We start from the raw sequence: 11,354 nt of genomic DNA on the forward strand, positions 1-11,354 counted from the left end.
CTCGTCAAGCGATCCTGATCAGCTGCTTGCCGTTGTTGCGGCCCTCGAACAGCCCGCGCAGGGCGTCCGGCGCGTTCTCGAAGCCGTCGGTGACGGTCTCGGTGTGCTTGATCCGGCCCTCGCCGACCCACGTGTGCAGCTGCCCGATCGCCTCCGGGAACCGCTCCGCGTAGTCGAAGTAGAGGAAGCCCTCCATCCGCGCCCGCTTCTGGATGAGATCGACGTAGTTGCCCGGGCCGGCCGGGCGCTCGTGGGCGTACCCGGAGGCGACCGCGCCGCAGATCACGACCCGGGCGTGCATCGCCAGCCGCCCCAGCGCGGCGTCGAGGGTCGCGCCGCCCACGTTGTCGAAGAAGACGTCGATGCCGTCCGGGGCCAGCTCGGCCAGCCGCTGCGCGACGTCCTCGTTGCGGTAGTCGATGCAGGCGTCGAAGCCGGCCTCGCCGACCACCCAGGCGCACTTGTCCGGGCCGCCCGCGACGCCGATGACCCGGCACCCCAGGATGCGGGCGATCTGCCCGGCGACCGAGCCCGTGGCGCCCGCGGCCCCGGAGACGAGCACGGTCTCCCCGGCCTGCGGGCGGCCGATGTCGAGCAACCCGAAGTACGCCGCCAGCCCGGTCGACCCGAGCACGCCGAGCGCCGCCGTCGGGGGGATCCCGTCCGGCACGGCCCGCACTCCCGCGGTGCCGTCGGCCGGGATGACGAGGTAGTCCTGCCATCCGGTGAAGCCGCTGACCACCTGCCCCACCGGGAACCGCTCGTTCCGCGACTCCACGACCCGGCCGGCGCCGCCCGCCCGCATCACCTCGCCGACGGCCACCGGCGGGAGGTAACCGGCCCGGTCGTTCAGCCAGCTGCGCTGGGTGGGATCCACGCTCAGGTACTCGATCCGGACCAGCGCCTCACCCGGCTGCAGCGCCGGCACCGCCCCGGTACGCAGCTCGAACGTCTTCTCGTCGACCGCAGCCTCCGGCCGGTTCGCCAGAACCCACTGCCGGTTCACCTTCGCATCGCCGGTCATCGTCTCCCTCTCGTGCCGCCGGTTCCATTGATCACAGTAGAACCAGGCACGGTCGCCGCGGCCAGCACCGCGGCGCCGAGGCACACCACCCCGGCGAGCGTCATGATCGTGTGAAACCCGCCGGTGAAGGCCCGGGTCGCGACGTCCACCAGGGCTTCGGGCGGCAGACCGGTCCCGGGCAGCCGGGTGGCGGCGTCGCGACCGGACAGCGCGGCCTCCCCGGCGGAGGCGACGACCGGGGCGGGCACGTCCCTGGCCGCCAGCTCCGTCGTCAGCCGGTGCGTCGCCACGGCCGCGATGATCGTGCCCTGCACCGCGATGCCGACCGCATGCCCCGACTGGCGCAGCGCGCCCAGCAACCCGGCCGCCGCCCCCGACCGGGCGGAGTCGACGGCGCGGAAAGCGGCATCGTTGGTGGCCGGCAGCGCCATGCCCAGCCCGATGCCGAGGAAGAGCAACGGCGCCATCGCCACGAGAGGCGAACTGCCGGGCTCGAGGAACGCCACGGCGAGAAGAGCCGTTCCCGCGATGGTGAGGCTTGCGCACGACGGCGTACGCGGACCGCTGCGCGCGATCCACCGCCCCGACACCTGAGACCCGATGACGTTTCCCGCCGCCATGGGCAGGACGAGGAGACCGGCCTCCCCCGCCGACGCGCCCTGCACGCTCTGCAGGAAGAGCGGGATGAACACGTACGCACTCACCGGCGCGGCCCCGAGGAGAAAGGCGACCGCCCCGGCGCCGCCGAACGCCCTGCTCCGCAGCAGGGAAACGGGCACCATCGGATCGTCACGCCGCCGCTCCACGACGACGAACAGCGCGAACAGCACGACAGCCGCGCCGAGCGCCCCGACGATCGGTGCCGCGGTCCAGCCGGCCCGTCCGCCCTCGATCAGGGCGTAGATCAACGCGGCGAGCCAGCCGATGAGAAGAACCTGTCCGGCGGGGTCGAGCGAGGTGCCGGTGGTGCTGCGCGACTCCCGCAGCGTTCGCGCGCCCACCAGCACGATCAGGGCACAGATCGGCAGGTTGACCCAGAAGACGGCCTGCCAGCCGAGCCGGTCGACCAGCAGGCCGCCCGCGGCGGGCCCGACGACCGTGGCCAGCGCCGCCGAGGTGCTCCACCAGGTCAGGGCCCTGGTCCGCGCCGCACCGGCCGGGAAGGCGGCGACGAGCAGCGACAGCGCACTGGACGCCATGGCCGCGGCAGCCGCGCCCTGCAGGAACCGCCCGGCGACCAGCACGGCGACACTGGGCGCCGACGCGCACACCACCGAACCGGCGGCGAACAGGCCGACGCCGAGCAGCAGGATCTTCTTGCGCCCGTACCGGTCCGCGAGCGCCCCGGCCGACAGCGCGAAAACGCAGAGGCACAGGGTGTAGGCGTCGAGGACCCACTGGTACGCCTCGGGGCCGGCCCGCAGCGCCGCCCGCACCTGAGGCAGCGCCACGATGACGATGTTCGCGTCGACGATCGCCAGGAAGGAACTGCCATAGACCGCCAGCATGGGCCTCAGTCTTGCCGAACGCGCCCCTCCCGGTTGGCCTACAGGAACTCGCTGCGGTAGGTCGAGGCCAGCTCGGCCGCGCGGCGGCGGCGCTCGGCGAGCTCGTCCGGCGTCAGCTGCGGCGGCGGCGCGTCCTTGCCGGCGATCACGTCGCCGATGCGCAGGAAGTACTCGTCCTGGCCGGCGGGCGTGCACATGCAGAGCATGCGGGCCGGCGCGCCGGAGACGTTGCGGAAGTTGTGCGGGGCGTTGGCCGGGATGTTGACGGTCGAGCCGGCTCGGACGGTGTGCTTCTCACCGCGGAAGGTGAACTCGATCTCGCCCTCGAGGACGGTGAACATCTCCTCGAAGTCGTGCCGGTGCGGGGGCGGCCCGCCCCCGTCCGGGACGCGCATGTCGATCAGGGTGTACTGCCCGTTGGTCTGCTCGCCGGTGATCAGCATGGCGTAGGTGTTGCCCACCAGCGAGACGTAGGTCGTGCCCGGGTCGTCGGGGTTCGCCACGGTCAGCGAGCGGGCCGGGTCGTCGTCGGGAATCATTGCGGTGGCTCCTTCGGGGAAGAGTCGGTCAGAGGGTGACGGTGATCTTGCCGCTGGGCAGCGTGCCCGCGGCGGCCTCGGCGTGCAGGGCGGGCAGCTCGGCCAGCGGCACCCGGCGCGCCACCTCGACGCGCAGCTCCCCGGCGTCGACCAGCGCCACCAGCTGCGCGAGCTGCTCGCGGTCGCTGCGGACGAAGAGGTTGATCCCGCGTACGCCGCGCTGCTCGTCCGACGGCGCGGGCATCCACACGGTCGTGTTCACCAGCACCCCGCCGTCGCGGATCAGCGGGACCAGGGCCGCCAGCCGCTGCGGCTCGACCGGCGCGAGGTTGAGCACCACGTCGACCGGCTCGCCGGCCCCGGTGGCGTCGTGGCCCAGCACCTCGTCGGCGCCGGCCGCCGTGACCTGCGCACTGCTGCGGGGGCCGGCCACACCGATGACGTACGCCCCGGCGCGCTTGGCCAGCTGCACGGCGTACCGGCCGACCGCCCCGCCGGCGCCGTTGATCAGCACCCGTTGCCCGGCCACCAGCCCGGCGTGCTCGAACAGCGCCTGCCACGCGGTCAGCCCCACCACCGGCAGCGCCGCGGCGTCGGCCGGCGGCACGCTCTTGGGCGCCCGGGTCAGCACCTCGGCCGGGGCGAGCACGAACTCCGCGGCCGCCCCGGTCCCCGTCATCGGCAGGAACCCGATCACCTCGTCGCCCACCGCCGGCCCGGTCACGCCCTCACCGAGCGCGTCGACCGTGCCCGCCACGTCGAGCCCCGGGGTGTGCGGCAGCCGCACCGGAATGGGGCCCTGCATGAACCCGGCCCGGATGTTGCCGTCGACCGAGTTGAAAGATGTCGCCGCCACCCGCACCCGCACCTGCCCGGGGCCGGGAACGGGCTGCTCCACGTCCTCGTAGCGCAGCACGGACGGGTCGCCGTACTCGTGGAAACGCACTGCCTTCATGATCCTGCTCGCCTTCGCTTTGCCGTTTCGCTTCGAATTCGAAGCGCTTGAGATGAAGGTAGCCCTGCTTCAATTTCGAAGCAAGGGACTGAGCTGTGACCCCGGACACACCAGCCGGACCACTAGGGTAAGGACATGAGTGCGCATCGGCCCCTTACGCTGTGGGCGGGACGCACGGCCGCGCTGGTAGGCATCGTGCTCGTCGCCCTCACCCTGCGCCAGGCCGTCGCGGCGATATCCCCGATCCTCGGCGCCGTCCGGGCGGACATCCCCCTCTCGAGCCTCGGCGCCGGGCTGCTCGGCACGGTCCCGCCGATCCTGCTGGCAGCATCCGGATTCGTCGCGCCGCGCGTCGCCCGGGGCCTCGGCCTCGACGGCGGCATCGTGCTCGCGCTGCTGCTCATGACCCTCGGGCATCTCGTGCGCGCCCTCGCCCCGGACTTCCCGGTGCTGCTCGGCGGCACCGTCGTCGCGCTCGCCGGTACGGGCATCGGCAACGTGCTGCTGCCGCCGATCGTGCGGCGCTACTTCCCCGACCGGGTGGCGCTGCTGACCGCCCTCTACGGCTGCATCGTGGGCGTGAGCACGGCCGTGCCCGCCGCGGTCGCCGCCCCGGTCGCCGAGCGGCTCGGCTGGCGCTTCTCGCTCGGCATGTGGGCGCTGACCTCGGCCGTCGCGCTCGCGCCGTGGCTCGTGCTCCTCGCCCGGGAGCGTCGCCGACAAGTCCCGGACGTCGTCGAGTCCCCGCCGCCCGCCCGCCTCGCACGGCTGTGGCGCTCGCGCGTGGCCCTGTCGATCACCGCCGTCTTCTCGACCAGCACGATCTGCACGTACGCGGCATTCGCCTGGCTGCCCGAGATCCTCGGCGACGTCGCCGGCTCGACGCCGGCCGAGGCCGGTGTGCTGCTCGCCGTCACCGGCCTCGTCAGCGTGCCCATCGCGCTGGTCGCACCCCTGCTCGTGGCCCGGCTGCGCCACGCCGGCCCGCTGATCGCCGCCGGCATCGCGAGCTTCGTGCTCGGCTACCTCGGCCTGCTGCTCGCCCCCGCGACCCTCACCCTGCTCTGGGTGCTGCTCATCGGCTGCGGATCGATCCTGTTCCCGGTCAGCCTCGTGCTCATCAACGAGCGCACCCGGACCCCCGGCGGCACCGTCGCGCTGAGCGGCTTCGCCCAGGGGGTGGCGTACGCGCTCGGTGCGCTCGGCCCCTTCGCCGTCGGGCTGCTGCACGACATGAGCGGCGGATGGACCCTGCCGCTGCTGTTCCTGCTCGCCGTCACCCTCGTGGCGACCGTCCCGGCGGTCACGCTCGCCAGGCCCGCGACCGTCGAGGACGAACTCGATCCCCGGCCGGTGCGCTGACGCCGGGCGGGACTTTGGTCCCGGGCGTCAGGGGCTCTCCGGCACCGGTGATCTTGCCTGCGGCGGGCGCATCGTCAGGGCAGGACATCGATCGAGGAGGACATCATGACAACCACCGGCCGCAGCCGCCCGTCGCACCTGGAACACGCCGAGGCCCCGGGCCACCTGCTCACCACGCCCGCCGCCCAGGCACTGGCCGCGCTGCGGATCTCGCTCGGCTTCGTCTTCCTGTGGGCGTTCCTCGACAAGACCTTCGGCCTGCACTACTCGACCGCGGGCGAACGCGCCTGGGTCAACGGCGGCTCCCCCACCAAGGGGTTCCTGTCCTCCCTCGACCTCGGCCCGCTGCAGGGCACCTTCCACGACCTGGCGGGCAACGCCGTCGTGGACTGGCTGTTCATGCTCGGCCTGCTGGGCATCGGCGTCGCCCTCGTGCTCGGCATCGGCCTGCGCCTGGCCGCCGGCGCCGCGGTGCTGATGATGGCCTTCATGTGGGTCGCGGAGTGGCCCCTCGCCCAGCACACCAGCGCCGGCGAGCCCAGCGGCTCGACCAACCCGATCACCGACTACCACGTCATCTACGCCGTCGCTGCCGTCGTCGCGGCCCTCGCGTACGCCGGACACACCTGGGGCCTCGGCAGGTGGTGGGCCCGCCTGCCCGTCGTGCAGCGCAACCCGTGGCTGATCTGACCGATGCCACCACCCCGGATCCGGCCGGGAGCCCAACGGCTCCCGGCCGGATCCTTGTCGTCGCGGGCTCAGCCGCGCTGGGCCCAGTCGCCGAGCGACCAGTCGCGGACCTCCGGCATGTCCTCGAGGTGCTCCACCACGTACTCCTCGTGCCGGGCGAGCTGGGCCTCGCACCACTCCTTGAGCTCGGTCGCACCGCGCGGCAGCCGCCGGGCGTTGTTGATGGCGTCCATGACCAGGTGGTAACGGGACGCCTTGTTGCGCACGGTCATGTCGAACGGGGTCGTGGTCGTGCCCTGCTCGATGAAGCCGCGCACCCGGAACCGGTCGGCGTCGGGACGCCCGTGCACCAGCTGGTGGATCGCGCCCGGGTAGCCGTGGAAGCTGAACACCACGTCGACCGTGTCGGTGAACAGCTCGGTGAACAGCGTCGGGCTCATGCCGTGCGGGTGGTCCTTCGGGCGTACCAGGGCCATGAGGTCGACCACGTTGACCACCCGGACCTTCAGGCTGGGCAGTTTCTCCCTCAGGATCTGCGCGGCGGCGACCGTCTCCATCGTGACCACGTCGCCGGCGCAGGCCAGCACGATGTCGGGGTCGCTGGTGCCGTCGTCGGTGCCCGCCCACTCCCAGATCCCGGCGCCGCGCTCGCAGTGCTCGATCGCCTCCTCCATGGTCAGCCACTGCAGCTGCGGCTGCTTGTCGATGACGATCAGATTGATGTACGACCGGGAGCGGAAGCAGTGGTCGGCCACGCTCAGCAGCGTGTTGGCGTCCGGCGGCAGGTAGACCCGGGCCACATCGCCGCGCTGGGTGAGCACCACCTGGATCAGTCCCGGGCCCTGGTGCGAGAAGCCGTTGTGGTCGTTGCGCCACGCCGTCGAGGTGAGCAGCACGTTGAGGCTGGGCACCTTCGCGCGCCACGGCAGGTGCTTGGCCTCCTGCAGCCACTTGCCGTGCTGCACGGTCTGCGAGGCGCTGACCATGGCGAAGGCCTCGTAGGTGGCGAACATGCCGTGCCGGCCGGTCAGCGTGTAACCCTCCAGCCAGCCGTGGCAGTTGTGCTCGCTGAGCACCTCCATGACCCGGCCGTCCCGGCTGATCTTCACGTCCTCGGGCGTGACGCGTTCCATGAAGCCGCGGTCCGACACCTCGAAGACCGCGCCGAGCCGGTTGCTGTTCGTCTCGTCGGGACAGAAGAGCCGGAAGCTGTCCGGGTTACGCGCGTAGATGTCCCGCATCAGCTCGCCCAGCTTGCGGGTCGACTCCGCGCGCTCGGCCGCCGGGTGCTTGACGTCCACGGCGTACTCGCGGAAGTCGGGCAGGTCCAGGTCGCGGGTGAGCAGGCCGCCGTTGGCGTGCGGGCTGGCGCTCATCCGCAGATCGCCGGCCGGCGCCGCCTCGCGGATCAGCGCGGCGGGCGCGCCGGTCTCGTCGAACAACTCCTCCGGACGGTACGAGCGCAGCCACTGCTCCAGGAGCGCCAGGTGCTCCGGGTTGTCGCGCACCCCGGACAGCGGCACCTGGTGCGAGCGCCACGTCCCGGTGACCTTGACGCCGTCGACCTCCGCCGGGCCGGTCCAGCCCTTCGGCGAGCGCAGGATGATCAGCGGCCAGTGCGGCCGCTCCCCGTCCCACTCCCCGGCGCGGGCGGCGGCCTGGATGGCGCGGATCCTGCCCCACGCCGTGGCCAGCGCCTCGGCGAAGCGGTAGTGCATGCCGGGCAGGTCGGACCCCTCGACCTCGATGATCTCGTAGCCGTGGCCGCGCAGCAGGGCGCGCACCTCCTCGGGGTCCTTGCGGGCCAGCACCGTGGGCCCGGCGATCTTCGCGCCGTTGAGGTGCAGGATCGGCAGCACGGCGCCGTCGCGGGCCGGGTTGACGAAGGAGATGCCCTTCCACGATCCCTCCAGCGGACCGGTCTCGGCCTCGCCGTCGCCGACGACCGCGATCGCCAGCAGATCCGGGTTGTCCATCACCGCGCCGAAGGCGTGCACCAGCACGTAGCCGAGCTCGCCGCCCTCGTGGATCGACCCGGGCGTGGTCACCGACACGTGACTGGGGATGCCGCCCGGCGCGGAGAACTGCCGGAACAGCCTCCGCAGCCCCTCCTCGTCCTGGGTGACGTGCGGATAGATCTCGCTGTACGTCCCCTCCAGGTATCCGGCGGCGACCAGCGCGGGCCCGCCGTGTCCCGGCCCGGCCAGGTAGATCGCCTGCTGGCCGGTCCGCTTGATCAGCCGGGAGACGTGCGCGTAGATCAGCGACAGGCCGGGGCTGGTCCCCCAGTGCCCGAGCAGGCGCGGCTTGATGTGCTCGGGGCGCAGCGGCTCGCGCAGCAGCGGGTTCGCGCCCAGGTAGATCTGGCCGATCGTGAGATAGTTGTTGGCCCGCCACCAGGCGTCCAGCTGGGCTGTCTCCGCCTCGTCGGGAGCGGAAAGAGCTCGCACCAGGTCCTCGCGAGCGTGGACCTGATCGTCCGATACAGCGGTCACGGTCGTTCCTTCCGTGTCACTTCTGCCTGACAGTCCTCCTCACGCTAGTGCCGATGCGACCTGGGCGCGCAGGGCACAACGACGCCGGAACGCGCCCCGACCGGCCCCCGCCGACGGGACCTTGGACCTCAGCCGCAGCAGCCGCCGGCCCTGCTGTCGCCGCCGCCGATGGTGATCAGCTTCAGGGACGGGGACTCGATCGGGTTGCTGCTGCACACCCCGGTCTCGGGCAGGTCGAGCTGCACGTCACGGGCCGCGGCCCAGTCGCCGGCCAGGGCGGCGGCCACGGACCGGACCTGCTCGTAGCCGGTGGCGAGCAGGAAGGTCGGCGCCCGGCCGTAGGACTTCACCCCGACGGCGTAGTAGCCGGGCTCCGGGTGGGTGAGCTCGTCGACGCCGTGCGGCGGGACGGTGCCGCACGAGTGCTCGTTGGGGTCGATCAGCGGGGCGAGCAGCCGGGTCGAGCCGAGGATCGGATCGAGGTCCAGGCGCAGTTCGCCGACGATCGAGTGGTCGGGGCGGAAGCCGGTCGCCGAGACGATCCGGTCGGCGACGACGCCGCGGGTGCCGTCGGAGACCTCGACGCCGTCCGGGCCGGCGGTCAGGCTGTGCACCCCGAAGCCGGTGAGCAGCGCGATGGTGCCGTCGTCGACGTGGGCGCGCAGCCGGGAGCCCAGGGCGCCACGCGCGGGCAGCGCGTCGGCCGCTTCCCCGCCGTAGGTGCGGGCCGGGCTCGCCGCGCGGATCGCCCACGTCACGGTGGTGCCGGGCGCCTGCCGGGCGAGCTCGGCCAGGCTCAGCAGGGTGTTGGCGGCGGAGTGCCCGGCGCCGACGACCAGGGTGCGGCGCCCGGCGAACCGGTCACGGTCGCGGCCCAGGACGTCCGGCAAGGCCGATTCCACGTACGCCGAAGCGCCGGCCTCGCCGTGCGCGGGGATGCCGGAGGCACCGAGTACGTTCGGCGTGCCCCACGTGCCGGAGGCGTCGATGACCGCCGCGGCCAGGATGTCCTCGCCGCCGGCCAGCCGCACGAGGAACGGGGTGGCGTCGCGCCCGGCGGTGCGCACCCGGTCCAGCCCGAGCCGGGTGATCGCGACGACCCGGGCGCCATAGCGCACGTGGGGCTTGATCGCCGGGAGGTCGGCGAGGGGTTGCAGGTAGTCGTCGGCGAGCTCGGCGCCGGTGGGCAGCTTGTCGTCGTCGGGGCGCACCCAGCCCGCGCCGGTGAGCAGCCGGGCCGCCGCGGCGTCGACGTCGAACCGCCACGGCGAGAACAACCGGACATGGCCCCACTGGCGTACGGCCGCGGCGGGGTGCTCGCCGGCCTCGAGGACCACGAAGCTCAGACCACGGGCGGTCAACTGGGCGGCGGCGGCGAGTCCGACCGGGCCGGCCCCGATGACCACGACGGGCGCTTGCTCCTCATGCATCGCTGATGCGTTCACGGCTCTCCTCTGGTTCGACTTTCATCGAGCCTTGCAAGACGACTAGATGACTGTCAAGATAAGCGCATGTCCGTTCTTCCGGTCGCCGGCCGCACGGGTCCGGCCTGCTGCCCGTCGCTGCGGGCCGAAGCGCTGGCCCCGCAGTCCGCCGTCCAGCTGGCGCCGATGTTCAAGGCGCTCGGCGACCCGATCCGCTTGCGCTTGCTGTCGCTGATCGCCTCGACCCCCGAGGTGTGCGTCTGCGACCTGACCGACGCGTTCGAGGTCACCGGGGCGACGATCTCCCACCATCTGCGGGTGCTGCGCGAGGCCGGCATGGTCGATGTCGAGCGCCGTGGCACGTGGGCGTACTACCGGGTCCGGCGCGCGGCGCTCGACCTGCTCGGGCAGCTGATGACCGAGCCCGCCGCTTCTCATCAGAGCACGCTGATATCAGCCGATCCTGATGTCGTACGGCTGCTCGGGGACCCGCTCCGCGCGCGAATCGTGCGCCTCCTGGCCCGGGGCCCGGCCACCACCTCGCACCTGGTCGCCGACACCGGCGCCAAGCAGCCCAACGTCTCCGGGCACCTCAAGCAGCTGCGCGAGGCGGGCGTCGTCACGCCCGAGCCGCGGGGACGTTTCACGTACTACCGGCTCGTACCGGAAGCCCTGCAGGGCGCCGCCATGCACCTTGCCGACCTGGCCGCCGACGCCGCCGCCCACGCCGGCACCTTCCGAGACTGAGGACAACCACACCGTGCCCGACAAGCCCAGCGTCCTGTTCGTCTGCGTCCACAATGCCGGCCGCTCCCAGATGGCCGCCGGCTGGCTGCGCCACCTCGCCGGCGACACCGTCGAGGTCCGCTCCGCCGGCTCGGCACCCGCCGACCGCGTCAACCCGGCCGCGGTCGAGGCCATGCGCGAGGTCGGCATCGACATCACCGGCCGGCACCCCCAGCTCCTCGAGCACGACACCGTGCGGGCCTCCGACGTCGTCATCACCATGGGCTGCGGCGACGCCTGCCCCTATTTCCCCGGCAAGCGCTACGAGGACTGGAAACTGGAGGACCCGGCCGGCCTGGGCGTCGAGGCGGTCCGCCCCATCCGCGACGAGATCAAGGCCCGCGTCGAGAAGCTGCTGGCGGGCCTGATCCCGGCCGCCTGAGCTCACCGGGCGAAGTGGGCTTCGCTGAGGGCGAGCAGCTGCTGCTGGGTGGCGTGGTCGTGGGAGACCGCGGGGGTGGCCGCCTCGGCGTCCCGGTCGAAGTACTTCCCGGTCCCGCCGGCGGTGGTGGCGAGGCGTACGGCGGGTGCGGCTCCCTGCTCCGGGGTGAGCAGCGTCCGGCGGATCAGG

The 11,354-nt window shown here is 72.8% G+C and carries 10 protein-coding genes and 2 pseudogenes; 5 read left to right on the forward strand and 7 right to left on the reverse strand.

Features of this window, described 5'->3' with window-relative positions; translation table 11 throughout:
* Window positions 1–4: 4 nt before the first annotated feature.
* From RBH18_RS17870 to RBH18_RS17885, 4 genes are read right to left on the reverse strand one after another with little or no spacing between them, the layout of a single operon-like run.
* Window positions 5–1,024 (reverse strand): NADP-dependent oxidoreductase, encoded by a 1,020-nt coding sequence (locus RBH18_RS17870; RefSeq protein ID WP_306209145.1) that lies wholly within the window; start codon window positions 1,022–1,024, stop codon window positions 5–7.
* The gene (locus tag RBH18_RS17875; protein ID WP_306209147.1) at window positions 1,021–2,532 is read right to left on the reverse strand and encodes an MFS transporter; all 1,512 of its coding nucleotides are present in this window, start codon (window positions 2,530–2,532) and stop codon (window positions 1,021–1,023) included. Before RBH18_RS17875 ends, RBH18_RS17870 begins: the two co-directional genes overlap by 4 nt.
* Window positions 2,533–2,570: 38 nt before the next feature.
* On the reverse strand, window positions 2,571–3,071 hold the full coding sequence (locus tag RBH18_RS17880; protein WP_306209148.1) for a cupin domain-containing protein: 501 nt from the start codon (window positions 3,069–3,071) through the stop codon (window positions 2,571–2,573).
* Window positions 3,072–3,099: 28 nt separating this feature from the next.
* Window positions 3,100–4,026 (reverse strand): NADP-dependent oxidoreductase, encoded by a 927-nt coding sequence (locus tag RBH18_RS17885; protein ID WP_306209150.1) that lies wholly within the window; start codon window positions 4,024–4,026, stop codon window positions 3,100–3,102.
* Between the two features lie 135 nt (window positions 4,027–4,161).
* Here RBH18_RS17885 and RBH18_RS17890 point away from each other — a divergent pair, with 135 nt between their 5' ends.
* The gene (locus tag RBH18_RS17890) at window positions 4,162–5,388 is read left to right on the forward strand and encodes an MFS transporter (protein WP_306209151.1); all 1,227 of its coding nucleotides are present in this window, start codon (window positions 4,162–4,164) and stop codon (window positions 5,386–5,388) included.
* Between the two features lie 105 nt (window positions 5,389–5,493).
* Window positions 5,494–6,078: a DoxX family membrane protein gene (locus RBH18_RS17895; RefSeq protein WP_306209152.1), complete on the forward strand. Its 585-nt coding sequence runs from the start codon at window positions 5,494–5,496 to the stop codon at window positions 6,076–6,078.
* Between the two features lie 68 nt (window positions 6,079–6,146).
* Here RBH18_RS17895 and RBH18_RS17900 read toward each other — a convergent pair whose 3' ends face one another.
* Together RBH18_RS17900 and RBH18_RS17905 are read right to left on the reverse strand one after the other, a co-directional pair.
* Window positions 6,147–8,528: a phosphoketolase family protein gene (locus RBH18_RS17900; protein WP_306209159.1), complete on the reverse strand. Its 2,382-nt coding sequence runs from the start codon at window positions 8,526–8,528 to the stop codon at window positions 6,147–6,149.
* 173 nt (window positions 8,529–8,701) lie between these two features.
* A complete protein-coding gene (locus RBH18_RS17905; RefSeq protein ID WP_306209153.1) occupies window positions 8,702–10,003 on the reverse strand; it encodes an FAD-dependent oxidoreductase in 1,302 nt (433 codons plus the stop codon).
* An 81-nt stretch (window positions 10,004–10,084) separates the two neighbouring features.
* Here RBH18_RS17905 and RBH18_RS17910 point away from each other — a divergent pair.
* The 3 genes and pseudogenes from RBH18_RS17910 to RBH18_RS17920 all read left to right on the forward strand — a co-directional run.
* Window positions 10,085–10,414: pseudogene (locus RBH18_RS17910) on the forward strand (ArsR/SmtB family transcription factor); the annotation flags it as partial.
* A gap of 60 nt (window positions 10,415–10,474) precedes the next feature.
* Window positions 10,475–10,744, forward strand: a pseudogene (locus RBH18_RS17915) (ArsR/SmtB family transcription factor); the annotation flags it as partial.
* 13 nt (window positions 10,745–10,757) lie between these two features.
* Window positions 10,758–11,165 (forward strand): arsenate reductase ArsC, encoded by a 408-nt coding sequence (locus RBH18_RS17920; RefSeq protein WP_306209154.1) that lies wholly within the window; start codon window positions 10,758–10,760, stop codon window positions 11,163–11,165.
* A gap of 2 nt (window positions 11,166–11,167) precedes the next feature.
* Here RBH18_RS17920 and RBH18_RS17925 read toward each other — a convergent pair.
* The coding region (locus RBH18_RS17925; RefSeq protein WP_306209155.1) for a hypothetical protein at window positions 11,168–11,354 on the reverse strand (187 nt) is incomplete at its 5' end.

Origin of the sequence: Actinoplanes oryzae (genome assembly GCF_030757795.1) — a bacterium.
Lineage (GTDB): Bacteria > Actinomycetota > Actinomycetes > Mycobacteriales > Micromonosporaceae > Actinoplanes.

What these genes read in the sequence shown, in the direction of transcription:
- RBH18_RS17870 (WP_306209145.1), bottom strand. Translation starts at nt 1,024, where the DNA reads ATGACCGGCGATGCGAAGGTGAACCGGCAGTGGGTTCTGGCGAACCGG.
- RBH18_RS17875 (WP_306209147.1), bottom strand. Translation starts at nt 2,532, where the DNA reads ATGCTGGCGGTCTATGGCAGTTCCTTCCTGGCGATCGTCGACGCGAAC.
- RBH18_RS17880 (WP_306209148.1), bottom strand. Translation starts at nt 3,071, where the DNA reads ATGATTCCCGACGACGACCCGGCCCGCTCGCTGACCGTGGCGAACCCC.
- RBH18_RS17885 (WP_306209150.1), bottom strand. Translation starts at nt 4,026, where the DNA reads ATGAAGGCAGTGCGTTTCCACGAGTACGGCGACCCGTCCGTGCTGCGC.
- RBH18_RS17890 (WP_306209151.1), top strand. Translation starts at nt 4,162, where the DNA reads ATGAGTGCGCATCGGCCCCTTACGCTGTGGGCGGGACGCACGGCCGCG.
- RBH18_RS17895 (WP_306209152.1), top strand. Translation starts at nt 5,494, where the DNA reads ATGACAACCACCGGCCGCAGCCGCCCGTCGCACCTGGAACACGCCGAG.
- RBH18_RS17905 (WP_306209153.1), bottom strand. Translation starts at nt 10,003, where the DNA reads ATGCATGAGGAGCAAGCGCCCGTCGTGGTCATCGGGGCCGGCCCGGTC.